Source organism: Bradyrhizobium sp. Bra78 (genome assembly GCF_024519855.1).
GTDB lineage: Bacteria > Pseudomonadota > Alphaproteobacteria > Rhizobiales > Xanthobacteraceae > Bradyrhizobium > Bradyrhizobium japonicum_G.
Genome location: NZ_JALJRE010000002.1, coordinates 143,936 through 168,298 on the forward strand (window position 1 = coordinate 143,936; position 24,363 = coordinate 168,298).

The 24,363-nt window shown below is 65.8% G+C and carries 22 protein-coding genes; 10 read left to right on the forward strand and 12 right to left on the reverse strand.

Features of this window, described 5'->3' with window-relative positions:
* Positions 1 to 30 precede the first annotated feature (30 nt).
* The 3 genes from OC450_RS04700 to OC450_RS04710 form a co-directional block, all read right to left on the reverse strand.
* Complete coding sequence (locus OC450_RS04700; RefSeq protein WP_262047274.1) at positions 31 to 717, reverse strand: glutathione S-transferase family protein; 687 nt, start codon at positions 715 to 717, stop codon at positions 31 to 33.
* Between the two features lie 130 nt (positions 718 to 847).
* The gene (locus tag OC450_RS04705; RefSeq protein WP_211386795.1) at positions 848 to 1,174 is read right to left on the reverse strand and encodes a hypothetical protein; all 327 of its coding nucleotides are present in this window, start codon (positions 1,172 to 1,174) and stop codon (positions 848 to 850) included.
* 121 nt (positions 1,175 to 1,295) lie between these two features.
* Entirely contained in the window at positions 1,296 to 2,426 is a 1,131-nt protein-coding gene (locus tag OC450_RS04710; protein WP_283814105.1) for a site-specific DNA-methyltransferase, read from the reverse strand.
* A gap of 409 nt (positions 2,427 to 2,835) precedes the next feature.
* On the opposite strand from OC450_RS04710, the gene OC450_RS04715 reads away from it, so the two are divergent.
* On the forward strand, positions 2,836 to 3,771 hold the full coding sequence (locus OC450_RS04715; protein ID WP_211386793.1) for a neutral zinc metallopeptidase: 936 nt from the start codon (positions 2,836 to 2,838) through the stop codon (positions 3,769 to 3,771).
* A 191-nt stretch (positions 3,772 to 3,962) separates the two neighbouring features.
* Positions 3,963 to 4,526 (forward strand): molybdenum cofactor biosynthesis protein B, encoded by a 564-nt coding sequence (gene moaB, locus OC450_RS04720; RefSeq protein ID WP_262047275.1) that lies wholly within the window; start codon positions 3,963 to 3,965, stop codon positions 4,524 to 4,526.
* Positions 4,527 to 4,718: 192 nt separating this feature from the next.
* Here the strand turns inward: moaB and OC450_RS04725 are convergent, their stop codons facing one another.
* Both OC450_RS04725 and OC450_RS04730 read right to left on the reverse strand, forming a co-directional pair.
* Positions 4,719 to 5,648: a helix-turn-helix domain-containing GNAT family N-acetyltransferase gene (locus OC450_RS04725; RefSeq protein ID WP_262047276.1), complete on the reverse strand. Its 930-nt coding sequence runs from the start codon at positions 5,646 to 5,648 to the stop codon at positions 4,719 to 4,721.
* Between the two features lie 62 nt (positions 5,649 to 5,710).
* On the reverse strand, positions 5,711 to 6,286 hold the full coding sequence (locus OC450_RS04730) for a glycosyl transferase (protein ID WP_262047277.1): 576 nt from the start codon (positions 6,284 to 6,286) through the stop codon (positions 5,711 to 5,713).
* A gap of 324 nt (positions 6,287 to 6,610) precedes the next feature.
* Here OC450_RS04730 and OC450_RS04735 point away from each other — a divergent pair, with 324 nt between their 5' ends.
* Positions 6,611 to 7,450, forward strand: coding sequence for an RMD1 family protein (locus OC450_RS04735; RefSeq protein WP_211386789.1), 840 nt, complete (start codon positions 6,611 to 6,613; stop codon positions 7,448 to 7,450).
* On the opposite strand, the gene OC450_RS04740 is transcribed toward OC450_RS04735, so the two are convergent.
* Positions 7,444 to 8,634 carry an acetate/propionate family kinase gene (locus tag OC450_RS04740; RefSeq protein ID WP_262047278.1) on the reverse strand — a complete coding sequence of 397 codons (1,191 nt, stop codon included), beginning with the start codon at positions 8,632 to 8,634 and terminating at the stop codon, positions 7,444 to 7,446. The two genes, OC450_RS04735 and OC450_RS04740, sit on opposite strands and share 7 nt — an antisense overlap.
* Before the next feature lie 4 nt (positions 8,635 to 8,638).
* The gene (locus OC450_RS04745) at positions 8,639 to 11,026 is read right to left on the reverse strand and encodes a phosphoketolase (protein WP_262047555.1); all 2,388 of its coding nucleotides are present in this window, start codon (positions 11,024 to 11,026) and stop codon (positions 8,639 to 8,641) included.
* Between the two features lie 210 nt (positions 11,027 to 11,236).
* Between OC450_RS04745 and OC450_RS04750 the strand changes: the two genes are divergently transcribed.
* From OC450_RS04750 to OC450_RS04765, 4 genes are all read left to right on the forward strand, one after another.
* Positions 11,237 to 12,400: a PA0069 family radical SAM protein gene (locus OC450_RS04750; RefSeq protein ID WP_262047279.1), complete on the forward strand. Its 1,164-nt coding sequence runs from the start codon at positions 11,237 to 11,239 to the stop codon at positions 12,398 to 12,400.
* A 24-nt stretch (positions 12,401 to 12,424) separates the two neighbouring features.
* The gene (locus tag OC450_RS04755) at positions 12,425 to 12,880 is read left to right on the forward strand and encodes a VOC family protein (RefSeq protein ID WP_262047280.1); all 456 of its coding nucleotides are present in this window, start codon (positions 12,425 to 12,427) and stop codon (positions 12,878 to 12,880) included.
* Positions 12,881 to 12,957: 77 nt separating this feature from the next.
* Positions 12,958 to 13,707: a ribonuclease HII gene (locus OC450_RS04760; RefSeq protein WP_211386785.1), complete on the forward strand. Its 750-nt coding sequence runs from the start codon at positions 12,958 to 12,960 to the stop codon at positions 13,705 to 13,707.
* 98 nt (positions 13,708 to 13,805) lie between these two features.
* On the forward strand, positions 13,806 to 15,314 hold the full coding sequence (locus OC450_RS04765) for a glycosyltransferase family 39 protein (RefSeq protein ID WP_262047281.1): 1,509 nt from the start codon (positions 13,806 to 13,808) through the stop codon (positions 15,312 to 15,314).
* 52 nt (positions 15,315 to 15,366) lie between these two features.
* Here the strand turns inward: OC450_RS04765 and OC450_RS04770 are convergent, their stop codons facing one another.
* Positions 15,367 to 16,176 carry a uracil-DNA glycosylase family protein gene (locus tag OC450_RS04770; protein WP_262047282.1) on the reverse strand — a complete coding sequence of 270 codons (810 nt, stop codon included), beginning with the start codon at positions 16,174 to 16,176 and terminating at the stop codon, positions 15,367 to 15,369.
* Between the two features lie 135 nt (positions 16,177 to 16,311).
* Here OC450_RS04770 and OC450_RS04775 point away from each other — a divergent pair, with 135 nt between their 5' ends.
* The 3 genes from OC450_RS04775 (at position 16,312) to OC450_RS04785 (ending at position 21,034) form a co-directional block, all read left to right on the forward strand.
* Positions 16,312 to 17,973 (forward strand): electron transfer flavoprotein-ubiquinone oxidoreductase, encoded by a 1,662-nt coding sequence (locus tag OC450_RS04775; RefSeq protein WP_211386782.1) that lies wholly within the window; start codon positions 16,312 to 16,314, stop codon positions 17,971 to 17,973.
* A gap of 352 nt (positions 17,974 to 18,325) precedes the next feature.
* The gene (locus OC450_RS04780; RefSeq protein ID WP_211386781.1) at positions 18,326 to 20,119 is read left to right on the forward strand and encodes a tetratricopeptide repeat protein; all 1,794 of its coding nucleotides are present in this window, start codon (positions 18,326 to 18,328) and stop codon (positions 20,117 to 20,119) included.
* Positions 20,120 to 20,149: 30 nt separating this feature from the next.
* The gene (locus OC450_RS04785; protein ID WP_262047283.1) at positions 20,150 to 21,034 is read left to right on the forward strand and encodes a 4-(cytidine 5'-diphospho)-2-C-methyl-D-erythritol kinase; all 885 of its coding nucleotides are present in this window, start codon (positions 20,150 to 20,152) and stop codon (positions 21,032 to 21,034) included.
* On the opposite strand, the gene OC450_RS04790 is transcribed toward OC450_RS04785, so the two are convergent.
* Genes OC450_RS04790 through OC450_RS04805 form a run of 4 tightly spaced genes read right to left on the reverse strand, consistent with a single transcriptional unit; the run spans position 21,031 to position 24,355 of the window.
* The gene (locus OC450_RS04790) at positions 21,031 to 21,906 is read right to left on the reverse strand and encodes an alpha/beta fold hydrolase (RefSeq protein ID WP_262047284.1); all 876 of its coding nucleotides are present in this window, start codon (positions 21,904 to 21,906) and stop codon (positions 21,031 to 21,033) included. The two genes, OC450_RS04785 and OC450_RS04790, sit on opposite strands and share 4 nt — an antisense overlap.
* Positions 21,899 to 22,531 (reverse strand): LysE family translocator, encoded by a 633-nt coding sequence (locus OC450_RS04795; RefSeq protein WP_262047285.1) that lies wholly within the window; start codon positions 22,529 to 22,531, stop codon positions 21,899 to 21,901. Before OC450_RS04795 ends, OC450_RS04790 begins: the two co-directional genes overlap by 8 nt.
* A gap of 44 nt (positions 22,532 to 22,575) precedes the next feature.
* Complete coding sequence (fabF, locus tag OC450_RS04800) at positions 22,576 to 23,838, reverse strand: beta-ketoacyl-ACP synthase II (RefSeq protein ID WP_211386777.1); 1,263 nt, start codon at positions 23,836 to 23,838, stop codon at positions 22,576 to 22,578.
* A 1-nt stretch (position 23,839) separates the two neighbouring features.
* A complete protein-coding gene (locus OC450_RS04805; protein WP_262047286.1) occupies positions 23,840 to 24,355 on the reverse strand; it encodes a winged helix-turn-helix transcriptional regulator in 516 nt (171 codons plus the stop codon).
* Positions 24,356 to 24,363 lie beyond the last annotated feature (8 nt).

A 24,363-nucleotide genomic window follows, 5' to 3' on the forward strand; every position in this document is an offset into this window, starting at 1 on the left:
CGCGTGGCCTTCCAAAACAATCCAGTGCGATCAGGCGACCTTGGTCGTCATGTGCTTGAACATGTTGCCGCGGGCCTCGTCGTCCATCTCGGCCTTGAAGGTGAACTTGTCCTTCAGCGCGATCGCACGCGCCGCCGCCGGCCGCGCCGAGATCTCGTCGACCAGCCGCTTCACGTTCGGGTAGCGCGCAAAGGCCTCGTCGCCGAGCTTGAACGGCACCATCCGCGCCCAGCCCCACAGCGCCATGTCGACGATCGAATAGGCATCGCCGACCATGTAGCGGCGGCCTTCAAGGTGGCCGTCGAGGATCTTGTAGTGGCGATCGGTCTCGTACTGGTAGCGGTTATGGGCGTAGTCGTGGTTCTGGTCCTTCGGCGCAAAATGCTTGAAGTGCACGGCCTGGCCCGAATAGGGCCCGACACCGGTGGCGATGAACATCAGCCATGACAGCGTTTCGCCGCGAACGGCGGCCGCGGGCAGGAATTTTCCGGTCTTCTCGGCGAGGTAGAGCAGGATGGCGTTGCTGTCGAAAACAATGGTGCGGCCATCGTCGATCGCAGGCACCTTGGCGTTCGGATTGATTTTCAGGAATTCCGGCGTGAACTGCTCGCCCTTGCGGGTGTCGATCTTGACCGGCTCGAAGGGCAGACCGGACTCCTCGAGATAAAGCGCGACCTTGGTCGGGTTCGGCGATCCGTTGAAATAGAACTTGAGCATCGGGCATCTCCCCATTGTTGCCGGCCGAGAGCGAACGCAGCGTCACTGCCGCTGACGGCCTCTCTTGCCTGAACCTTGTCCGGGAGGGCAACCGGCGAGTTTGCCGGGCGGTATCTGCGCGCCGCGCAGATCAGCCGGCGTAACAAAGGCCGATCGCCGCCGTAATGACCATGGCCGCGCCCACGGCCTCCAGCCGCAGCCCGAGCCGCGCAGCCAGATGCATGTCGGAAGCCCGCGCCGCGCGCTCCGATCCCCGCGCATAGCCGTGAACGATGACGTCGTGATTGAAATTGTCGTGCGCCTCGTTGCTGCCGGCGAGCCCGACGCAGACCACCAGCACGCCGAACAAGGCGAGGCCGAAAAATCCCAATAGCGCGATCAGGAACATCGGAAACATGCCGACCAGGAAGATCGGCAGCAGCGGCACCAGCAGCAATGTTTCGGACTGTCGTCGCATGGGAGCCCGCCGGTCGGGACTGACCCGCTCAATCTAGTCCCGGCCGTCGCGTCATTCAAGGAGCCGCAGGGCGGGGCAAAGGCGCAAAGCGCCGTGCCCACCCTGCAAGATCGCGGAAAGCCTACCCTGCCGCCATGCCGGCACGGATCTCGGCGCGGAGCTCGTCGATCAGCTTGAGACCCTTCTTGGTCTCGACATGCCAGAAGGTCCAGCCGTTGCAGGCTTGCGCGCCTTGTGCGACCGCGCCCATGCGATGGATTGAGCCGACCTTGTCTCCCAGCATGATGGCGCCGTCGGCGCGCACGAGTGCGCCGAGCTTCTTCTTGGCGTCGAACAATTTCGTGCCGGGCATGATCATGCCGCGCTCGATCAGCTCGGAGAACGCCACCCGCGGCGCCTCGCGCGCGGTCATGAACGGGGCGAGGCTTGCTTCCGGCAGCGGCTCGACCGCGGCGATACGCGCTTCGGCAGCCTTGGCATAGGTCTTGTCGCGCTCGAACCCGATATAGGAGCGGCCGAGGCGCTTGGCGACAGCGCCGGTGGTGCCGGTGCCGTTGAAAGGATCGATCACGAGATCGCCGGGCTTGGAGGACGACAGCAGCACGCGCGCGAGCAGGCCTTCCGGCTTCTGCGTCGGATGCACTTTCTTGCCGTCGGCGCCCTTGAGACGCTCCTCGCCGGTGCAGAGCGGGATCAGCCAGTCGGACCGTGCCTGCACGTCCTCGTTGGCGGCCTTCAGCGCTTCGTAGTTGAACGTGTAGCCCTTGGCCTTCTCGTCGCGCGCGGCCCAGATCATGGTCTCGTGCGCGTTGGTGAAGCGGCGGCCACGGAAATTCGGCATCGGGTTGGTTTTGCGCCAGACGATGTCGTTCAGGAGCCAGAAGCCGAGGTCCTGCATGATCGCGCCGACGCGGAAGATGTTGTGATAGGAGCCGATCACCCAGATCGTCGCCGACGGCTTCATTGCGCGGCGGGCAGCGAGCAGCCACGCGCGGGTGAAATCGTCATAGGCGGAAAACGAATCGAACTTGTCCCAGTCGTCGTCGACGGCATCGACATGGGATTCGTCGGGGCGCTTGAGGTCGCCCTTGAGCTGGAGATTGTAGGGCGGATCGGCGAACACGAGGTCGACCGAACCAGCCTGAAGCTTCGACATCTCGGCGACGCAATCGCCGAGAATGATGCGATGCGCGGGAGACTCAAAATTTGTGCGGGGCGCCCTTGCAGACGCCCCGCGACGCGACTCTACCATGACTCAAGAACTCTGACTCAGGCGACGCTGTCGGCGACGCGGGACCAAACAACCGACTGACCGTTACATTGAAGCGGCAAAGTAAAAATCGACTTAACCCGCCGCTTTCGTGAGCAATTCTCGCATCGCGCGTGATGTGCGGTTTGTTGCGCGCAATCGCCGTGTTTTGCAGTGTATTTCGCGTGCCTTCGCGTTGCGGGAGCGGCCGGAGCGCAAAATGACTCCGGATTTCCCTCGGAAAAAAATGCACGACCCTCGGAAAAAATTGCTGGCATTGCCATGCTGTCGCACTAGGCAATAATTGCCGAGCGGGATATTGATTAACGCAATGGAAATTTTACGTGAGTGGCGCGTTGAGCTTCGGCGCCTTGCGCCCAAATGATGCCATCCAGGACCGAGGGAAGCCGCCATGCGCTATGATGATTTCCGCCGCAGCGACGATATCGAGGATCGTCGCGACGATGGCGGCGGGGGCGGTGGCGGAGGTGGGTTCGGCCTGCCGATGGGCGGCGGCGGGCTCGGCATCGGCACCATCATCGTGCTCGGCCTGGTCGGCTATGCCTTCGGCATCGACCCGCGCATCCTGATCGGGGGCGCCGAGATCCTCACCGGCGGTGGCCAGGCGCCGAGCTATCAGACCGATCGCCAGTCGACCTCTGCCAAGCGCGGCGCGCCAACCGACGAGATGGGCAGCATGATCTCCGGCATCCTCGGCGAGATCGACGACCGCTGGAGCGAGATCTTCCAGGCCTCGGGCCAGTCCTACACCGGTCCGAAGGTCGTGCTGTTCCGCAACGTCACCAACGGCGGCCGCTGCGGCCGGGCAGAGTCGGCGATGGGACCGTTCTATTGTCCGCCCGACAGGACCATCTTCCTCGACACCGGATTCTTCCGCGAGGTCGAGACGCGCTTCCGCGGCTGCTCCGGAAAGTCCGCCTGTAACTTCACCACCGCCTACATCATCGCGCATGAGGCCGGCCATCACATCCAGAACCTGCTCGGCATCATTCCGCGCGTGACGCGGCTGCAGCAGCAGGCCGGCAGCAAGGCCGAGTCCAATGCGCTGCAGGTGAAGGTCGAGTTGCAGGCCGACTGCCTGTCCGGCGTCTGGGTCAACCGCGAGGCGAAGAAGCGGCCGAATTTCCTGGAGGCGGGCGATATCGATGCTGCGCTGACCACGGCGAGCGCGATCGGCGACGACACGCTGCAACGCCAGGCCACCGGCCGCGTCGTGCCCGATTCCTTCACCCACGGCTCGGCGGCGCAGCGCAAGCAATGGTTCATGACCGGCTACCAGCAGGGCTCGGTCCAGGCCTGCAACACGTTCGGCGGCGGGCAGCAGTAGTTGTCCGACCTCGAGCCCCGGACCCAGCGCAGCGCTTCTTCAGCGGTGCGCTGCAGAGCCGGGGCCCACAACGCCGGTCTCCCAAGATCAGTGGGGTCCCGGCTATGCGCTGCACCGCCATAGCGCGTTGAAGACGCGCGTGAACGCGCTTATGACGCTGCATCGCGTCCGGGACACGTGAGGAAGCACCAATGGCCTCCATCGGCGAAGCAAAACAATTCATCCCGCTCAACATCGCGGTGCTCACGGTCTCCGACACGCGAGCGCTCGCCGATGACAAATCCGGCCAGACGCTGGCGGACCGTCTCGCCGCTGCGGGCCATCACCTTGCCGCGCGCGAAATCGTCACCGACGATGTCGAGGCGATCCGCGCCGTCATCCGCCGCTGGATTGCGGATGCCGGCATCGACGTCGTCATCACCACCGGCGGCACCGGCTTCACCGGGCGGGACGTCACGCCTGAGGCGATCGAGCCCCTGTTCGAGAAGCGCATGGACGGGTTCTCGATCGCATTCCACCTGCTGAGCCATGCCAAGATCGGCACGTCGACGATCCAGAGCCGCGCCACAGCAGGCGTTGCTGGCGCGACCTACATCTTCTGCCTGCCGGGTTCGCCCGGCGCCTGCCGCGACGGCTGGGACGGCATCTTGGCTGCCCAACTCGACTACCGGACGCGCCCCTGCAATTTCGTCGAGATCATGCCGCGCCTGGACGAGCATCTGCGAAGGCCGAAGGCGCAGGGCGCGACGGTGTAGCTTGCTCTTTCTTCCTTCCCCCCCTTGTGGGAGAAGGTGGCGCGAAGCGCGGGATGAGGGGTATCTATCTGCAAGCGCCGAAGTTCGCGGAGGCATACCCCTCACCCAAGTGAGGTCGCGTCTACCAGCGTCGCTGCCCTCTCCCGCAAGGGGCGAGGGCGCATTCACGCGCATCGCGCTTATCGCAAATCGTTACAGGTCCCGCTCCCAGGTCTCGCCCACCAGATCTGCACCGAAGCTGTGGTGCTTCTCTTCCTTCACGAGCTTGAAGCCGGCGCTCTGGTAGATGCCGCGGGCCGCCACCAGAATACTCTGCGTCCACAGCGTCATCTTGCCGTAGCCCCTCTCGCGTGCGCCCTGGATGCATTGCTCGACCAGCGCGCGGCCGACACCGAGCCCCCGTGCTTTCTTCTCCACCTGCAACAGGCGCAGCTTGGCGATCTCGTCGGTGGTCTTGACCAGGAATATCGAGCCGACCGCCTCGCCCCCCACTTCCGCGATCCAGCAGTGCTCGCGCATGGCGTCGTAGTTCTTGATGAATTGTGCGCAGATCTCGGCGACCAGCGCCTCGTAGCTGATATCCCAGTTGTAGTCGGCGGCGTAGGCGGCGGCCTGCCGGGAGATGACCCAGCCCATGTCACCGACGCGATGGCTGCGCAGCATGAAAGCCGCAGGCTGGCTTCGACGTTGCTCCAGCACAGCCTCGATGGTCCCCATGGCCTGCGTGAGCCGCGTTGCATCGCTGGCCGAAAGCTGAGCCAGCATTGCGGCGACCTCATTTTGCGAGCCCAGGTTCAGCTTGGCAAAGGTCTGGCGGCCCTTTGCGGTGAGGCTGAGCTGGTATTGCCTGCGATCCGCGGGCAGGGGCCTGCGGGTGATCAGCCCCTTTTCGTCGAAGCTTTGCACGATGCGGCTGAGATAGCCGGGGTCGAGGCCGAGCTCGTTGCCGATCTCCTTTGCCGCGAGGTCGTCTCGCTGCGCGAGCTCGTAGAGCACGCGGGCCTCGCTGAGCGAGAACGGGCTCTTTCCAAGGTGCTGGTCAAGCACGCCAAGCTTGCGGGTGTAGAAGCGGTTGAAGGCGCGGACCGCTGCGATGGGGTCGTCGGTACCGTTAGATGACATGAGGACACCTCGATACTTGCCATTGTCAAATAGTTATTTGACTTTGGCAAGTATCGGCGACCTTAGCCGATCATCACGATCCGGCTGCGCAGCATGATCCGGGACGAACGGCCGAGCCGCCGGAGCAGCCGCGCCTCGGAGCGGCGGGCCTGGGGCGGATACCCGCCGATCCGGTCGTAATGATCGCGGGCGATCAACAGCCCCTGATCGCCGAACGGACCGACCAGCTTGCGCGTCACGGCCTGGAGGATGTCGCGGAATCCGGTATTGGCGTATGGCGAGCGTGCATAGCGAAATACCGCTGCACGATCCTTGCCGCTGCTCGAGACGCTCTGGATGAACTGGGTGGTCTCATCGATCCAGCCGGTTTCCAGCACGGCGCCTGCGGGCAGGAACATCAGCCAGGGCGAACGGGCCTGGAGCGCGCCGGCGGCGAGCGCGGCACCCTGCGAGGATCCCTCGAAGCCGATGAAACGGCAGCCTGCGACGTCGGCAACCCGCTCGATGACGCCGTTGCGGGTGCCGTCGACCAGGAGCACTTCCCGGATGATGCCCGCAGCGGCACCGGGCACCAGCGCGGCCAGAGTTGCGACCGCCGTCTGCTCGACGCCTTCGGTCGGAATGATGACGCTCAGCATGATTACGGCTTCGATGTCTGCACTTCGGGAGAAGCGTAGCTTGTTGTGATGTTGTCATAAACACGAGGCGTCGCCGAGTGCAACTTTTCGGCCGTGCTTCGGTATTCGATGGTAAACCGCTGGAGCCATCGCATCCAAATATGTCTCGCGCGGGGTGGCGATATTTCCGAATGTTTCGGCGCCCAACGCGTCCTGACCGTATTAATCCGGAGATTTGCCGCGATATTGCGCGCCGCCCGGGGCCGTTCGCAATCCTGCAAAGCGAGGATGCGATAGAGAACGAGCACCGGATCAGGAAAAACGTGCAATCAGACGAGGCTTCGAATGAACGCCGATCAACTTGCTGTCAATGTGCCGGCCGCGTCTCCCAAGCCGGATGGTGCGCCGACCCTGCGGATTCGGGCCGTGATGCTCGGCGAACGCATCAATCCCTCCGGGCTCGAGATCGGTCCGCCCATCTCCTCGACGCCGGCTGCCTTTCGCGTCCATGCCGGCCTCGTTGTGATCTTCCGCTACGGCGTCGTCGTCCTGATCGGTCTCCTCCCCTCGGAGGAGAAGGTGCTGATCGACAGCCTGAAGCCCCGCGTCATCGGCGAGTTCAGCCCCCATGAGGAGGAGATCGCGCAGGCGCAGCTCTGCAAGGACGAAAGCAGTGAGGCGATCCAGCCGGGCGGCCCGATCCGCCTCGCCAAATTCTCCGACGACCGGCTGCTGCTGATCGCGGACGCACTCGCCAAGAGCACCTCGCTCGCGCGCGACGAGCGGCGCGTCGCCGCGGTCTTCGACGTGATCGAGCCCTTTGCGCGCACGCTTGCCGAGCAGGGCCGCACGCCGCCCCGGCGCAAGGGCATTCTGCAACTGATCGGCAATGCGCTTCTGGTCCAGCAGCGCGTCGCCGGCCGTGTCGCGGTGGCCGAGAAACCCGACGTGCTCTGGGAGAAGCCCGAGCTCGACCGGCTCTATGCCCGTCTCGAAGACGAGTACGAATTGAAGGAGCGCCTCGACACGCTCGAGCGCAAGCTCACGGCCGTGTCGGAAACCGCCAACGCGCTCACCGACATCATCGACACCCAGCGCTCGCTCCGCCTCGAAATCGCGGTGGTGGTGCTGATCGTGATCGAGGTCGCGATCGGCTGCTTCCAGATCTATACCGGCATTCACTGAGCCCGCTGCAGCGCCGCCGCGCAATGGCGCGCGATCATCAACTCCTCGTTCGTTGGGATGACGAAGATACCGACGGTGCTGTCGCCCGTGCTGATGCGCTCGCGCGACGCGTCGTTCGCCGCAGCCTCGATGCGGACGCCGAGCCATGCGAGCCGCTTGCCGATCTCGCTGCGGATTTCCTTCGCATGCTCGCCAATGCCGCCGGTGAAGACCAGGCAATCCAGTCCCTGGAGCGTGTTCGCCATCACCGCGACCTGCTGCGCCGCGCGGAAGGTGAAGAGATCGATAGCCTCGCGCGCGGCGGGTTCGCGGCTTGCGAGCAGTGTGCGCATGTCCGAGGAAAGCCCGGACACGCCGAGCAGGCCGGACTCGTGATAGAGCAGGTGCTGCACCGCCTCGGCCGACATCTTGTCGTGCTGTTGCAGATAGAGCAGCACGCCGGGATCGATCGTGCCGCAGCGTGTGCCCATCACGAGGCCATCGAGCGGCGTCAGTCCCATCGTGGTGTCGACGCTGCAGCCATCGCGCAGCGCGCACAGGCTCGCGCCATTGCCGAGATGTGCGATGACCGTGCGGCCGGCTGCGAGGTCCGGCGCGATCCCGGCGAGACGGCCCGCGACATATTCGAACGAGAGCCCATGGAAGCCGTAACGCCGGATGCCGCGCGCCTCGAAGCGCCTCGGGATGGCGAAGCGGCTCGCGGGCGGCGCGAGGCGGTGATGAAAGGCGGTATCGAAGCAGGCGATCTGCGCCAGCGCAGGTTGGATCGCTCTGATGGTGCGGACCGGCGCGAGGCAGCGGGGCTGATGCAATGGCGCCAGCGGCGTCAGCGCCGCCAGCTGCGCGGTGACCTCTTCCGTCAGCTCGACTGGCCCCGAATAATCCGGTCCGCCATGGACGATGCGATGGCCGACGGCACGCAAGCAGCCTTTGCCAAAATGGTCCTCGATGAAGCCGAGCACGTCGGCGAACAGATGACCGCTGTCCGTGTCCGACGCTTCCCTCAGCTTCTGGAACAGGACTTCGCCTGCCGGATTTTTCACGACGAGCCGGGGCTTGGCCTCGTGCTCGTCGAGCAGGCCGCTGCAGAGCAGGACGGGCTCGGCCGCCGAGATATCGAACAGGCCGAACTTGATGCTCGACGATCCGGAGTTGAGGACGAGAACTGAGGCCGACGCCGGCATGATGTCAGCCCGTCTTGCCCGGCCAGGCCCAGTCGCGGATCTCGGGCATGTCCTCGCCATGCTCGCGTATGTAGCGCGAATGCTCGATCAGCTTGTCGCGGAACTGCTGCTTCACAGGCGCGGCTCTGGTCGCAAGGCCCGGCACGCGTTCGATCGCCTCGATCGCGAGGTGATAGCGGTCGAGCTCGTTGAGCACGACCATGTCGAACGGCGTGGTCGTGGTGCCTTCTTCGATGAAGCCGCGGACGTGCAGGCCGGCATGGTTGGTGCGGTTATAGGTCAGCCGGTGGATCAGGTGAGGATAGCCGTGATAGGCGAACACCACCGGTTTGTCGCGCGTGAACAGGCTGTCGAAGTCGCGATCGGAAAGACCATGAGGATGCTGCTCCTTGGGCTGAAGCGTCATCAGGTCGACGACGTTGACGACCCGGATCTTCAAATCGGGCAGCGTCTTGCGCAGAAGGTCGACGGCGGCGAGCGTCTCCAGCGTCGGCACGTCGCCGGCGCAGGCCATCACCAAATCGGGCTCGCTGCTCGCGTCCTCCGTGCCGGCCCAGGTCCAGATGCCGATGCCGGCATCGCAATGGGGGGCCGCTGCTTCCATCGAGAGCCATTGCGGCGCGGGCTGCTTGCCGGCGACGATCACGTTGACGCGGTCATAGGTGCGCAGGCAGTGATCGGCGATCCAGAGCAGCGTATTGGCATCCGGCGGAAAATAGATGCGGACGATATCGGCCTTCTTGTTGGCGACGAAGTCGACGAAGCCGGGATCCTGATGGCTGAAGCCGTTGTGGTCCTGTCGCCAGACATGCGAGGTCAGCAGATAGTTGAGCGAGGCGATCGGGCGCCGCCACGGCAGATGCCGCGTCACCTTCAGCCATTTGGCGTGCTGGTTGAACATGGAATCCACGATGTGGATGAAGGCCTCGTAGCAGGAGAAGAAGCCGTGCCGGCCCGTGAGCAGATAGCCTTCCAGCCAACCCTGGCAGAGATGCTCGCTCAGGACTTCCATCACGCGTCCGTCCTGCGCGAGATGCACGTCGTAAGATTCGATCGGCTCCATCCAGACGCGTTCGGTCGCCTCGAACACCGCGTCCAGCCGGTTTGACGCGGTCTCGTCCGGGCCCATGATACGGAAGTTACGCGCCTCGGCGTTGAGGCGGATGACGTCGCGCAGGAATTTGCCGAGTTCGCGGGTTGCTTCGCCGGTAACGGCGCCGGGCTGCGGTACCTCGGCCGCAAAGCTGCGAAAATCCGGCAGCTTCAGCTCCTTCTTCAGGAGGCCGCCATTGGCGTGCGGGTTGGCGCCCATGCGGCGGATGCCTTCGGGCGCCAGTGCCTGGAGCTCGGGGATGAGTGCGCCGCCGGCATCGAACAGCTTTTCCGGCTCGTAGCTGCGCATCCAGTCTTCGAGGATATTCAGATGCGCCGGATTCTCGCGGCAGCCTGCGACCGGCACCTGATGCGCACGCCAGAAGCCTTCGACCTTCTTGCCTTCGACCTCTTTCGGGCCCGTCCAGCCCTTCGGGCTGCGCAGCACGATCATCGGCCAGCGCGGCCGCTCGACGCTGTTGCGGCCGTCGCGGGCGTGCTGCTGGATCGAGCGGATGCTGGCGAACGCGACATCGAGCGCATCGGCCATGGCCTGGTGCATCAGCCTGGGATCGTCGCCCTCGACGAATAGCGGCTCGTGGCCGAGCCCGCGGAACAGGTCGCGGATTTCTTCGTCGCGCATCCGCCCGAGCACAGTCGGGTTGGCGATCTTGTAGCCGTTGAGATGCAGGATCGGCAGCACCGCGCCGTCATGGACGGGATTGAGGAATTTGTTGGAGTGCCAGGAGGCCGCGAGCGGGCCGGTCTCGGCCTCGCCGTCACCAACGACACAGGCGACGATCAGGTCGGGATTGTCGAATGCCGCGCCATAGGCGTGCACCAGCGCGTAGCCAAGCTCGCCGCCTTCGTGGATCGACCCCGGCGTTTCCGGCGCTACGTGGCTCGGAATGCCGCCGGGGAAGGAGAACTGCCGGAACAGCTTGCGCAACCCGTCCGTATCGCGCGCGATATCAGGATAGATCTCGCTGTAGCTGCCCTCGAGATAGGTGTTGGCGACCATGCCCGGCCCGCCATGGCCGGGGCCGCAGACATAGAGCACGCTCAGGTCCAGCGCGCGGATGGCGCGGTTGAGATGGACGTAGATGAAGTTCAGGCCGGGCGTCGTGCCCCAATGGCCGAGCAAACGCGGCTTGATGTGCTCGGGCCGCAAGGGCTCGCGCAGCAGCGGGTTGTCGAGCAGGTAGATTTGCCCGACGGAGAGGTAGTTCGCGGCGCGCCAGTAGCGATCGAGTAGATCGAGGTCGCCGCTCGCCGCGGCCGATTGTCGTTGATTTGTCATGTTCTTGCCGACCTTCACCCAGCGATTGTCACCAACATTGATCTGCGGCGATTGATCCCTGGCCGGCATCAAACGAAATCGACACGACGGGCGTGTTGCGTGAGGTCAAGGACGCCCGCCGCAAATTTAGGCGGCTACTGTGCATGGGGTTGTTTTGCAGTTTTTTGTTTGTGTTCTTGATTTGTTCCTTTGGCGTGCTATCTTGGCTTCATGAGTCCAGCATCCTCTCATGCTCTCAAGCACCCGCCGGTCACGGCGCCCTCCGAGCCGACGGGTGCGCTTTCCGATTTCCCAGAGCTCGCTGTTGCCATCGACAAGCAGCGCAGGCGAGGGCGGGGCGCGCAGTCCAACGCCAGCGGCCGCTATGAGGCCGAGGCCCGCGTCGCCTTCGACGACGGCTGGCAGAGCCTGGAAGAGCTGCCGCCGTTCAAGACCATTGTCGGCGTCGACACCTCGCGCAAGGTGATCACCCGCAACGAATCCCCCGACATCGGCTTCGACCGCTCGATCAATCCCTATCGCGGCTGCGAGCACGGCTGCGTCTATTGCTTCGCGCGGCCGACCCATGCCTATCTCGGCCTGTCCCCGGGGCTCGACTTCGAGTCGAAGCTGTTCGTGAAGCCCGAGGCGCCTTCGCTGCTCGAGAAGGAGCTTGCGGCGCCCGGCTACGAGCCGCGGATGATCGCGATCGGCACCAACACCGATCCCTATCAGCCGATCGAGCGCGAGCGCAAAATCATGCGCGGCATTCTCGAGGTGCTGGAGCGCGCCGGCCATCCCGTCGGCATCGTCACCAAGTCGGCGCTGGTCGTGCGCGACATCGATATTCTCGCGCGCATGGCCAGGCGCAACCTCGCCAAGGTCGGGATCTCCGTCACCTCGCTCGATCCGAAGCTGGCGCGCACCATGGAGCCGCGGGCGTCGACGCCGCCGAAGCGGCTGGAGGCGCTGAAGCAGCTCTCCGAGGCCGGCATCCCGACAACGGTGATGGTCGCGCCCGTGATCCCCGCGCTGAACGACTCCGAGATCGAGCGCATCCTGGATGCCGCCGCCCATGCCGGCGTCAAGGAAGCCTCCTACGTGCTGCTGCGGCTGCCGCTGGAGGTGCGCGACCTCTTCCGCGAATGGCTGATGGCCAACTATCCGGACCGCTACCGCCACGTCTTCACCCTGATCCGCGATATGCGCGGCGGCCGCGACTACGATGCGAAATGGGGCGAGCGGATGAAGGGCACCGGACCGATGGCCTGGACCATCGGCCGCCGCTTCGAGATCGCCTGCGACAGGCTAGGTCTCAACAAGCGGCGCTCTAGGCTGACGACGGACCATTTTGCCAAGCCGAAGCGGAACGGCGATCAGCTCAGCCTGTTCTGAGCGGGAAGTGGACGGAGGCTCAGCGTGAGTCAAAAACTTCCGGCCCCGGTGCCGCGGCTCACCGTCATCACGCTCGGCGTCGGCGACATCCGCGCCAGCATCTCCTTTTACGATGCGCTCGGCTTCTCGCGCCGACTGAAGGCAACTGGCGATGCCGTTGCGTTCTACGATACCGGTGGCCCCGTGCTCGCGCTGTTTCCGTGGTGCGAGCTCGCGGCCGATGCCGAATTGCCGGACCAGCCGAGGCCATCGACCTTCCGAGGCATCACGCTCGCCTGGAACTGTCGCGCGCGCGACGAGGTGGACAGCGTGCTGGCCTTCGCCGTCGACAAGGGAGCGGTGCTGCTGAAGGCCGCACATGAGACCGACTATGGCGGCTATTCCGGCTATTTTGCCGATCCCGACGGCCATCCCTGGGAGGTCGTGGTCGCGCCCGGCATCGAGGTCGGCGAGGACCGGCGGGGGCATCTGGCCGAGTAGGGCGGCTGATCTGAATAACGGGAATTGTCCGAGGTTCCCCGTTGCGCAGGCCATGTCGCTTGCGCACGATCCCGGCCATGATTCGGGACAAGTCCGCCAACAAGCCAGTCAAGAAGGCCGCGCCAAGCTTCCGCCGCGAGCGGGCGCTGATCAAGCGCGGCGTCTGGCCGGTCGCCGGCTGCGACGAGGCCGGCCGCGGGCCGCTCGCCGGTCCCGTGGTGGCGGCCGCGGTAATTCTCGACCCCGACCGCATCCCGCGCGGCATCGACGATTCCAAGCGGCTGACGGCGGAGCAGCGCGAAAGGCTGTTCGACAAGATCTGCGCCACCGCGCAGGTCTCGGTCGCCGTCGCCTCGCGCTCGCGGATCGATCGCGACAACATTCTGCGCGCCTCGCTGTGGGCTCTGAAGCGTGCCGTGGGAGCGCTGCCCGAACCGCCTCGTCACGTCTTCGTCGACGGCCGCGACCGGCTCGACACCTCCTGCGACTGTGAGGCCGTGATCGGCGGCGACGGCATCGTGCTGTCGATCGCAGCGGCCTCGATTATCGCCAAGGTGACGCGGGACCGCCTGATGTGCGCCCTGGCGCAGGACTGCCCCGGCTACGGTTTCGAGCAGCACAAGGGCTACGCCGTTCCCGAGCACCTGGACGCGCTCGACCGCCTCGGTCCCACCGTCCACCACCGCAGCTTCTTTGCCCCGGTCGCGGCGGCGCGTGCCAAGCATATGCCCTGGACGGTCGAGCCCGTGCAGGACCTGTTCACCGTCACCGAAGTCGAGGTGCAGGTGGAGACGAGCGTGGAAGCCGACCTGCCGGCGAATCTCTAGACGAGACGCGGTTGCCACGACGCGCAGCGCCCTTTATCAAAACAGACATGAGCGAATAGAGCCGGCTGGACGGGTTGGCTGCATCTTTCAGGCAATGCATGCGGTTTACCTCCCTGGTCATCGAGCTCATTCGCGCCCGGCCGCGGCTGATCGTGTGGATCGCCGTGCTGCTCCAGGCCGCGATGTGGCTGTTCGTGGCGCTGGTGTTCTACCGCAGCCCGCCCGGCACCCTTGCGACCCTGCTGGCGTTCGGCCGGGAATACCAGGTCGGTACTGATCTGGGCCCGCCCTTGCCGGTCTGGCTCGCCGACATCGCCTATCGCGCCGCCGGTGGCCATATGTTCGGCGTCTATGTCCTGGCCGAGCTCTGCGAGATCGCGACCTTCGTCACGCTCTATCATCTCTCCCGCGCCGTGGTCGGTTCGCAGCAGGCGGTGCTCGCCGTGCTGCTGACCATGACGGTGCTGGCCTTCTCCTCGCCCGCGCTCGACTTCGGCCCCCTGGTGCTGGCGCGGCCGCTCTGGGCGCTGCTGCTGCTGCATTCCTGGCAGATCATCGGCCAGCGCCGCGGCAATGCGTGGTTCGCCTGGTCGATCGAGGCGGGCCTGTTGCTGCTGACGACGCCGGCCGCGATCTTCCTCCTGCTGCTGATCGTCGTCTTCGCGCTCTCGACCGCCGGCGGCCGGCGGACCCTGCGCGCGCTCGATCCGCTGTTCGCGCTGATCGTCGTCGCCGTGCTGGCGCTGCCCTATGCGGTCTGGCTGATGCGCGCCGAGACGCTCGTGATGCCGAGCTTGCCCGAGGTCGCTGAGCTGAACGCCCGCGCACTGCACGCGGCCTGGCTGCTCGGCGGGCTCGCGCTCGGCGCCGCGGCGATCCCGGCGCTGACTTTCCTCAACACCGGGCTGTTCGTTCCGAAGAGTGAGGAGGCGCCGATCATCTACCGCCCACCGGTCGAGCCGCTCGCGCGCAACTTCGTCTATTTCTTCGCTCTGGCGCCGGCGCTCGGTGCGGTCCTGATCTCCGGCCTGCTCGGTCTCGAATCCGTCGTTGGCGGCGCCGGCGTCGTGCTCGTGATGTCGGGACTTGCCGTGGTCGTAATGGCCGGCGATCTCATCGCGATGCGCCGCGCGCGCATGCTGCGGATGGTGTGGGCCGCCGCCGTCGTGGCGCCCGCCATCGGCGTCGTGCTTGCCGTGCTGTTTCTGCCCTGGACGGGCGCCAATGAGATCGCGACCTCGATGCCGGCGCGCGCGATCTCGGATTTCTTCGACGAGAGCTTTGCCCGCCGCACCAACCATCGCCTGCGCGCGGTCGCCGGCGAGACCCAGCTTGCGAGCCTGATCACGCTGCATTCCGGCCGGCCGCATCTCTTCATCGATGCCCAGCCCGCGCGCACGCCGTGGATGAATCAGGCCAAATTCAGCGAGACCGGCGGCGTTGTGGTCTGGCGTGCCTCCGACACGGCCGGCACTCCGCCGCCCGAAATCCTCGCGCGCTTTCCCGGCATCGTCCCGGAAGTCCCCCGCGCCTTCGAATGGCTGGTGACCGGACGCCAGCAGCTCCTGCGCATCGGCTGGGCCATCGTGCGGCCGAAGGGGGCCTGAGCCGCTCGCGTGCTCTCTCGCCCGCAATGACGGGGACAGGGCATGCTGCCCCTCACGCGCCCGCCAGCACCTTCGCGACCGCGCGCAGATCCTGCCAGGCCAGCCGCTTGTACGAAGGCGAGCGCAACAGGTAGGCGGGGTGGAACGTCGGCAGCGCGCGAATGGTGCGCCCGCCCGTCTCGTAGTCGAACCAGCGTCCGCGGGTGCGCATGATGCCTTCGCGCGTTCCGAGCAGCGTCTGCGTCGAGGGATTGCCGAGCGTCACCAGCACGTCGGGATTCACCAGCTCGATCTGGCGCTGGATGAAGGGCAGGCAGATTTGCGTTTCCTGCGGTGTCGGCGTGCGGTTGCCCGGCGGCCGCCACGGAATGACGTTGGCGATATAGGCGGTGGTGCGGTTGAGGCCTATGGCTCCTATCATCAAATCGAGCAGCTTGCCGCTGCGTCCGACGAAGGGAAGCCCCTCGATGTCCTCGTCGCGCCCCGGCGCTTCGCCGACGAACATGATGCGCGCCTGCGGATTGCCGTCGGCGAATACCAGCCGCGTCGCGGTGTGCTTCAGCGCGCAGCCCTCAAAACCTTGCATCAGCTCGCGCAGCGCCTCCAGCGTCGGCGCCGTGCGCGCAGCCTCGCGTGCGGACGCAATGGCGACGTCGGGCGCAGGTGCGGCCTCGCCGCGCATCACCGCCGGAGCCGCAACCGGCCGCGGTGCCTCGGCCGGCGGTGCCGCGCGCTGAGCCGGAGGCGGGGGATCCAATTCCGCCAGGCGGTCGAGCGGTTCCTCCGTGAGCGCGCAATCGACGCCGGCCTCCAGATAGAAGGCAAGAAGCTCGCGGACAGTGGGGGCGGGTTCTGGGATCATGGGAAAGTCCGACTTTTATATCACCTTGGGCCGCCTTGCATCCCAGTGAAATGCATTTCCGAGGTTGTCCTACCCGGAAAAATCGGAAACAAGAGGGCGCAATCGACCAAGGACCGTCTCAAGGGCTGAGATCAGATGAGCACCGAAGAACTTCCCCCGCGCGAATCCATGGAATTCGACGTCGTCATCGTCGGCGCCGGCCCGTCGGGCCTGTCGGCCGCGATCCGGCTGAAGCAGCTCAATGCCGATCTCAACGTCGTCGTGGTGGAGAAGGGCTCCGAGGTCGGCGCGCATATTCTCTCCGGCGCCGTGATCGATCCGGCCGGTCTCGACAAGCTCGTTCCGGACTGGCGCAAGGATTCCGACTGCCCGCTGAAGACGCAGGTCAAGGAGGATCGCTTCTACTGGATGACCGCGGGCGGCGCGATCAAGCTGCCGGAATTCATGATGCCGCCGCTGATGCACAACCATCACTGCTATATCGGATCGCTCGGCAATGTCTGCCGCTGGCTGGGACGAAAGGCGGAAGCGCTCGGCGTCGAGATCTATCCGGGCTTTGCCGCGGCCGAGGTGCTCTATGACGAGGAGGGCAAGGTCAAGGGCATCGCCACCGGCGACATGGGTATCGGCCGGGACGGCAAGCCGAAGGACTCTTTCACCCGTGGCATGGAATTGCTCGGCAAGTACACGCTGTTTGCGGAGGGCGCACGCGGCAGCCTGACCAAGCAGCTCATCGCCAAGTTCGCGCTGGATTCCAACAGCGAGCCGGCGAAGTTCGGCATCGGCCTGAAGGAAGTCTGGCAGATCGATCCCGCCAAGCACCAGAAGGGTATGATCCAGCATTCCTTCGGCTGGCCGCTTGACCTGAAGACCGGCGGCGGCTCGTTCCTCTATCACTATGACGACAATCTCGTCGCCGTCGGCTTCGTCGTGCATCTGAACTACGACGATCCTTATCTGTCGCCGTTCGACGAGTTCCAGCGCTTCAAGACGCACCCTTCGATCCGCGGCACCTTCGAGGGCGCCAAGCGGCTCGCCTATGGCGCGCGCGCCATCACCGAGGGCGGCTATCAGTCGGTGCCGAAGCTCAGCTTCCCCGGCGGTGCGCTGATCGGCTGCGCGGCCGGCTTCGTCAACGTGCCCCGCATCAAGGGCGTGCACAATGCGATGGGCACCGGCATGCTCGCCGCCGAGCATGTCGCGGCGGCGCTCGCCGCCGACCGCGCCAATGACGAGATCGTCGAATACGAGAACGCGTGGCGCTCGTCCTCCGTCGGCAAGGATCTGTTCCTGGTCCGCAACGTCAAGCCGCTGTGGTCGAAGTTCGGCACCGTGCTCGGCGTCGCGCTCGGCGGCTTCGACATGTGGTGCAACACGCTGTTCGGCGCTTCGCTGTTCGGCACCCAGTCGCATGCGAAGCCCGATCGCGCCACGCTCGATCCGGCCAAAAGCCACGCGCCCAGGACCTATCCGAAGCCCGACGGCAAGATCTCCTTCGACAAGCTCTCGTCCGTGTTCCTGTCCAACACCAATCATGAGGAAGACCAGCCGGTCCATCTCAAGGTCACGGACATGAACCTCCAGAAGACCTCCGAGCACGACGTGTTCGCCGGTCCCTCGAATCGCTATTGTCCGGCCGGCGTCTATGAGTGGGTCGAGGAGGGGGCGAGCCCGCGCTACCAGATCAACGCCCAGAATTGCGTCCACTGCAAAACCTGCGACGTGAAGGACCCCAACGGCAACATCACCTGGGTTCCCCCGGAGGGCGGTGGCGGCCCGAATTACGAGGCGATGTAAGCCCGGGCAATCGGGCCAACGCGATCAGGCAGGCCCGATCGAGCCAGACCCAATGTGACCAAGATTGCGTGACCCAGGAATTGTGACGCACGTTCGCGTGAGAACCGGGCCGGGGGTGCGGCCCGTGGCCACGATAAGGCCATACTAGCAGCGTCTTGGGGCGCACTTGACCGGTCACTTGGCCGATTTGGGGCGTGCGGCGGGGAACGCCCGGTCCGAATCCTTGCGGTGAAGCGCCAAAAGCGGCATTGTCCGGCCCTGACGGTTCCGGTCCCGATGTCGCCGGCCGCGTTCGCATGCGAGACGGCCTTCTGCTGCAGACCCAGGCACCACCAACTCAAGGCGAGCCCTGATGCTTTCAAATCGTTTCAACCGCTGGACTGTTGCCGCCATCGCCCTCATGGGCACAGCGATCGCGACGGTCCCCGGCGCGGTCCTGGCGCAGACGCCGGATCATCCGTCCGACACGGCGGCGCAGTTTCCGACCCGGAACGATCTGAAGTCGCTGACGACCTCCGGCAGTTATCTCGCCGCCCGCCACGCCAGCGTCGAGCGCGACGCGGCCTCGGCCGCCGCGTTCTACCGCTCCGCTCTGCGCACCGATCCGAAGAACAACGAGCTGCTTGATCGCGCCTTCATCTCGTCGGTCGCGGACGGTGATATCGACGAAGCCGTCAAGCTCGCCGAGCGCATCCTCACCATCGACAAGACCAACCGCGTCGCGCGTCTGGTCGTCGGTGTGCACGATCTCAAGCTCAAGAAGTACGCGGCCGCGCAGACCAACATCAACCAGTCGATCCGCGGCCCGATTACCGATCTCGTCGCCACGCTGCTGTCGGGCTGGGCCGCCTATGGCGCCGGCGATGCCAAGGGCGGTGTCGCCACCATCGACAAGCTGGCCGGTCCGGAATGGTATCCGCTGTTCAAGGATCTCCACGCCGGCATGATCCTCGAGCTTTCCGGCAAGGAGAAGGACGCCGGCACCCGCTTCGAGCGGGCATACAAGCTCGACGATTCCATGCTGCGCGTCACCGAGGCCTATGCCCGCTGGCTCTCGCGCAACAAGGATTCCGCTGCCGCGACCGCCGTCTACCAGGCCTTCGACAAGAAGCTCGCCCGCCATCCGCTGATCGTGGAAGGCCTGCGCGACACCAAGGCCGGCAAGAAGATGCCGCCGCTGGTCGATTCCGCGCAGGCGGGCGCCGCGGAAGCGCTCTACGGCATCGGCGCTACGCTGACCCGCCGCGGCGGCGAGGATCTGGCGCTGGTCTATCTGCAACTCTCGCTTTACCTCCAGCCCACCCATCCGCTGGCGCTGCTCTCGCTTGCCGATCTCTATGAATCGGTGAAGCGGCCGCAGATGGCGATCAAGGTCTATGAGAGGGTGCCGGCGACCTCACCGTTGAAGCGCAACGCCCAGATCCAGCTCGCCATCGATCTGGATGCCGCCGACCGCACCGAGGAGGCGATCAAGATTCTCAAAAGCGTCACCACGGAGGACGCAAAGGACCTCGAAGCCATCATGGCGCTCGGCAACATCGAGCGCGGCCGCAAGAAGTTCGGCGACTGCGGCGCGACCTACTCGCGTGGCATCGACGTGCTGCCGGCCGGGGCCGACAAGGCCAACAGCGTCTGGTATTATTATCGCGGCATCTGCGAGGAGCGCTCCAAGGAATGGGGCAAGGCCGAAGCCGACATGAAGAAGGCGCTCGAGCTGCAGCCCGACCAGCCGCACGTCCTCAATTATCTCGGCTATTCCTGGATCGACCAGGGCGTGAACCTCGACGACGGCATGAAGATGATCAAGCGTGCCGTCGAGCAGCGTCCTGACGACGGCTACATCGTCGACTCGCTCGGCTGGGCTTATTACCGTATCGGCAACTACGAGGAGGCGGTGAAGAATCTCGAGCGTGCCATCGACCTCAAGCCCGAGGATCCCACCATCAACGATCACCTCGGCGACGCCTATTGGCGTGTCGGCCGTACGCTGGAGGCCAAATTCCAGTGGGCGCATGCGCGCGATCTCAAGCCCGAGCCGGAAGAATTGCCGAAGATCGAGGCCAAGATCGCCAACGGCATGACCGACGATTCGAACTCTTCGGCCGCGCAGGCGGACAAGAAGAAAGACGACGGCAAGGGCGGCTAAATTCTGAGTGCGTTTGGGGGTTCGTCGCCGATGCCGGCGTTGATTGAAGAGGGGCGCGCGAAGGTCAATCTGAGCCTTCGCGTCGTCGGCCGGCGTGCCGACGGCTATCATGATCTCGAAAGCGTGGTCGCATTCGCCGATTGCGCCGACCGGCTGACGCTGGAGCCGGGTGGCGAGCTCAAGCTCACCACCACAGGGCCGCTTGCGGCCGCCTGCGGCGATGCCTCCGACAATCTCGTGTTCAAGGCCGCCAAGCTTCTGGCCGAAGCCGTGCCGGGCCTGAAGCTGGGCGCCTTCGCGCTCGACAAGGTGCTCCCGGTGGCGGCCGGCATCGGCGGCGGTTCGGCGGACGCCGCGGCGGCGCTGCGGCTGCTGGCGCGTCTCAACGATCTGTCGCTCGGCGATCCGCGCTTGCAGAAGGTCGCGCTTGCGACCGGCGCCGACGTGCCGGTCTGCCTCGCCTCGCGCGCCTGCGACATGACCGGCGTCGGCGAGCAGCTGCTGCCGCTCGCATTGCCGCCCATGCCCTGCGTCATGGTCAATCCGCGCGTGCCGGTCGCGACCAAGGACGTGTTCCAGGCGCTGGGCCTGCGCAACGGCGAACTCCTGGTTGGCGCCACGTCAGTCCTGAACTCCCCGGCCTGGCCGGACGAGGGCGCCTCCATTGCCGATTGGGTCGACGTTCTCGAGACCGTCGCCAACGATCTCGAAGCTCCCGCGCTCCGCATCGAGCCTGTCATCGGCGGCGTGCTGGAGGCCTTGCGCGATTCCGCAGGCGTCAAGCTCGCGCGCATGTCGGGCTCGGGTGCGACCTGCTTTGCGATCTATGGCGCGTCCACCGATGCCAATGCCGCCGCCGAAAAGATCCGGCGCGATCACCCCGGCTGGTGGGTGCATGCGGGGACGTTGAGCTAGCCGCCGTCCTCGCCGAGCCCGAGAAAGCGGCGGATCTCCCCCAGCACCTCTTGCGGCTTGTCGTGCTGCAGCCAGTGTCCGGCTCCGGCGATGGTCTCGACGCGCGCCTGCGGGAAATAGCGCTCCAGGCCGGCGGCCCTGGCGCCCGCGAGAAAGCTTTCGCCGGCATTGAGCAGCAGCGTCGGGCATGTGATGCGCGACCACAGCGCGACGTGGTCGTCCGGCCAGAGCCGGTGCGGCGCACTGGCGCGCTGGTAGGGATCGAACTTCCAGCTATAGGTGCCGTCCTCGTTCCGCCGCGCGCCGTGGGTTGCAAGATGCAGCGCGAGGTCGCGGGACAGCCGCTTGTTGTGAAGCACCATCTGCGCGGCCGCGTCCGCGAGGGTCGAATAGCGGCGCGGCGCGCGGTCGTGCAGCTTGTCGAGCTGCCCGATCCATTTGGCAATGCGCTCATGCGCCGGCGGCTTCGGCGTATCCGGCAGCATGGTCACACCATCGAGGACGACCAGCTTGGAGACCAGCTCGGGGAATGCTCCCGAAAAAATCAGGCTCACCATGCCGCCCATCGAATGGCCGATCAGCGTCACTTGCGGCGCTGCGATGGTCCGGACGAGCTGCGCGAGATCGTAGACATACTCGGTCAGCGCGTAGCTGCCGCCTTTGGTCCAGTCGGAATCGCCGTGACCACGCAGGTCGGGCGCGAGCACGTGAAAGTGCGGCTGCAGCGAGCGCGCGATGAGGTCCCAGCTTCGGCAATGATCGCGGCCGCCATGGACCAGGACTGCGACGGGCGCGCCCTCGTTGCCCCAGTCGGCATAGTGCAGCCGCAGGCCGTGTGACTCATAGAAGCGGCTTTGCGGGGCGTTATCCATTGACCGGCCGCCGCGCCAGCGCAAGAGAGAGGCCGAGGCTCGCGATGAACACCCCGGAGCCTTGCGTGAGGCGCCGCATCAGATGCGGCCTTGCAATCAGCTGCATCCGTGTGGCGGACGCCATCAGCACCACGACGACGTCGGCGAGCGTGTTCAGCATCACCGAGATCGCACCGAGCGCGATGAACTGCAGAGTGGGGTTCGGTCCCGAGGGATCGAGGAACTGCGGAATGAAGGCGAGGAAGAAGGCGGCGGTCTTCGGGTTCAGCGCCTCGACCAGCACGCCGTCGCGGAATGCGCGCCTGTCGCCGACGGGCTCACTCCCCAGCGCAGGCGTGCGGCCGGCGCTGCGGAAGGTCTTGATGCCAAGCCAGACCAGATAGAGCGCGCCGACGAGTTTCACCGCGGCAAACAGCTCGGCACTCGCGAGAATGATGGCGGAGATGCCGAGGCTGCCCGCCACCACATGAACCAGCCCGCCCAGCGCCGTGCCCGCGGTCGAGGCAAAGCCGCTGGTGCGCCCTTCCGACAAGGTCCGCGCCGCGACGTAGAAGATGCCGGGGCCGGGAACGGCGGCAATGAGACAAGCGGCGGCCAGGAACAGCCAGAAACTGGTTTCGGTCATCCTGCTTTGGTAGCGATGCCCGGCGCGATTGCAAGCCTTCGCGTTTAGCCCATCCGGCGGAAGATCACGCTGGCATTCACCCCGCCGAAGCCAAAGCCGTTGGAGATGGCGTGCTGCATCGGCATCGGCCGCGCCGCGCCCGAGACGATGTCGATGCCGTCCGCACCCGGATCGGGATTTTCCAGATTGAGGGTCGGCGGCGCGATCTGGTCGCGCAGGGCGAGGACGGTAAAGATCGCCTCCAGCCCTCCGGCGGCGCCGAGCAGGTGGCCGGTGGCCGATTTGGTCGCGCTCACCGCAATGTTTCGATTGCGGCCGAACAGCGTGGCAATCGCGCCGAGCTCGCTCTCGTCGCCGGCGGGCGTCGAGGTCGCATGTGCGTTGAGGTGCTGCAAGTCGCCGGGCTCCAGCCGAGCCTGCCGGAGCGCGATCTCCATGGCGCGGCGGGCGCCGTCGCCGTCCGGTGGGCCCGACGTCATGTGATAGGCGTCCGCCGTCGTGCCGTATCCGACGATCTCCGCGATCGGCGTCGCGCCACGCGACAAGGCATGCTCCAGCTCCTCGATCACCAGGATGCCGGCGCCTTCGCCCATCACAAAACCGTCGCGGTCGCGATCGAACGGGCGCGAGGCGCGTGCCGGCTCGTCGTTGAATCCGCTCGACAGCGCGCGGGCCGCGGCAAAGCCGCCGAGGCTGACGATGTCGATGCAGGCCTCCGCGCCGCCGCAGATCGCGATGTCGGCTTCGCCGGCGCGGATCATCCGCGTGGCATCGCCGATTGCCTGGACACCGGCGGCGCAGGCCGTGACCGGCGTGCCCAGCGCTCCCTTGTAGCCGTATTTGATGGAGACGTGGCCTGCGGCGAGATTGGCGAGGAACGAGGGGATGGTGAACGGCGACAGCCGGCGCGGTCCGCGATGCTCGGTGATGCGCACCGCCTCTGCCATCGCCGGAAAACCGCCGACGCCGGAGCCGATAATCGTCGCGGTTCGCTCCAGCGCGGCCGCGTCTTGCGGCGTCCATCCGGCTTGTGCGACCGCTTCTGCCGTTGCGAGCAGCGCGAACAGGATGAAGCGGTCCATCTTGCGCTGGTCCTTTGGCGGGGCGGCCTGCGCGGGATCGAAGCCGCCATCTGCGTCCTCGGCCTTTCCAGGCACGAGCCCGGCAATGCGCGCGGGCAGCACTTGCGACCATTCCGGCAGCGGCCGAAGCCCACTCCGGCCGCCGAGCAGCCGGCGCCAGGACAGTTCGACACCGCAGCCGAGCGGCGACACCGCGCCCATTCCCGTCACGACGATACGACGCATGTCAGTCTCCAGCCGGCGCAAGGGCCGGGTTCATGGCCTTGAGCGAAGTGAGGCGGCGGCGCATCAAGCGGCTCGCTCCGGGACCTGCGATCACGACCGCGTTGGCGAGCGTGATCGGGCGCATGTCGGCGGCGTCGACCATGACCGGATCGAACGGACGAATATCGTCGCGGTTCGCCAGCAGAATGGCTTCGCCCTTCGGCGCGAGATGCTTGTTGCCCCAGGCCAGCAGCGCGACGATCACGGGAAAGAAATCCCGCGCCTTGTCCGTCAGCACATATTCGTAACGCGGTGGCCGCTCATGATAGCGGCGGCGAACGAACATGCCGCTCTCCGTGAGATGGGCAAGGCGCCGCGACAGGATGTTCGGCGCGATGCCGAGGCTTTGCGAAAACTCGTCGAACTTCGTTGCGCCCTGGAACGCATCCCGCAGGATCAGAATGCTCCACCATTCGCCGACCGTCTCCACGGCGCGGCCGACCGGGCATTCCAGGACGGAGGGCGATCTGGGCTGCATGGCAAGAA

Bases quoted from the DNA above. Each gene is read 5' to 3' on its own strand.
- OC450_RS04790 (WP_262047284.1), bottom strand. From the start codon at position 21,906: ATGGATAACGCCCCGCAAAGCCGCTTCTATGAGTCACACGGCCTGCGG.
- OC450_RS04710 (WP_283814105.1), bottom strand. From the start codon at position 2,426: ATGGTAGAGTCGCGTCGCGGGGCGTCTGCAAGGGCGCCCCGCACAAAT.
- moaB (WP_262047275.1), top strand. From the start codon at position 3,963: ATGGCCTCCATCGGCGAAGCAAAACAATTCATCCCGCTCAACATCGCG.
- OC450_RS04745 (WP_262047555.1), bottom strand. From the start codon at position 11,026: ATGACAAATCAACGACAATCGGCCGCGGCGAGCGGCGACCTCGATCTA.
- OC450_RS04780 (WP_211386781.1), top strand. From the start codon at position 18,326: ATGCTTTCAAATCGTTTCAACCGCTGGACTGTTGCCGCCATCGCCCTC.
- OC450_RS04770 (WP_262047282.1), bottom strand. From the start codon at position 16,176: ATGATCCCAGAACCCGCCCCCACTGTCCGCGAGCTTCTTGCCTTCTAT.
- OC450_RS04765 (WP_262047281.1), top strand. From the start codon at position 13,806: ATGCGGTTTACCTCCCTGGTCATCGAGCTCATTCGCGCCCGGCCGCGG.
- OC450_RS04705 (WP_211386795.1), bottom strand. From the start codon at position 1,174: ATGCGACGACAGTCCGAAACATTGCTGCTGGTGCCGCTGCTGCCGATC.
- OC450_RS04715 (WP_211386793.1), top strand. From the start codon at position 2,836: ATGCGCTATGATGATTTCCGCCGCAGCGACGATATCGAGGATCGTCGC.
- OC450_RS04750 (WP_262047279.1), top strand. From the start codon at position 11,237: ATGAGTCCAGCATCCTCTCATGCTCTCAAGCACCCGCCGGTCACGGCG.
- OC450_RS04740 (WP_262047278.1), bottom strand. From the start codon at position 8,634: ATGCCGGCGTCGGCCTCAGTTCTCGTCCTCAACTCCGGATCGTCGAGC.
- OC450_RS04795 (WP_262047285.1), bottom strand. From the start codon at position 22,531: ATGACCGAAACCAGTTTCTGGCTGTTCCTGGCCGCCGCTTGTCTCATT.
- OC450_RS04775 (WP_211386782.1), top strand. From the start codon at position 16,312: ATGAGCACCGAAGAACTTCCCCCGCGCGAATCCATGGAATTCGACGTC.
- OC450_RS04760 (WP_211386785.1), top strand. From the start codon at position 12,958: ATGATTCGGGACAAGTCCGCCAACAAGCCAGTCAAGAAGGCCGCGCCA.
- fabF (WP_211386777.1), bottom strand. From the start codon at position 23,838: ATGCGTCGTATCGTCGTGACGGGAATGGGCGCGGTGTCGCCGCTCGGC.
- OC450_RS04700 (WP_262047274.1), bottom strand. From the start codon at position 717: ATGCTCAAGTTCTATTTCAACGGATCGCCGAACCCGACCAAGGTCGCG.
- OC450_RS04730 (WP_262047277.1), bottom strand. From the start codon at position 6,286: ATGCTGAGCGTCATCATTCCGACCGAAGGCGTCGAGCAGACGGCGGTC.
- OC450_RS04735 (WP_211386789.1), top strand. From the start codon at position 6,611: ATGAACGCCGATCAACTTGCTGTCAATGTGCCGGCCGCGTCTCCCAAG.
- OC450_RS04785 (WP_262047283.1), top strand. From the start codon at position 20,150: ATGCCGGCGTTGATTGAAGAGGGGCGCGCGAAGGTCAATCTGAGCCTT.
- OC450_RS04805 (WP_262047286.1), bottom strand. From the start codon at position 24,355: ATGCAGCCCAGATCGCCCTCCGTCCTGGAATGCCCGGTCGGCCGCGCC.
- OC450_RS04725 (WP_262047276.1), bottom strand. From the start codon at position 5,648: ATGTCATCTAACGGTACCGACGACCCCATCGCAGCGGTCCGCGCCTTC.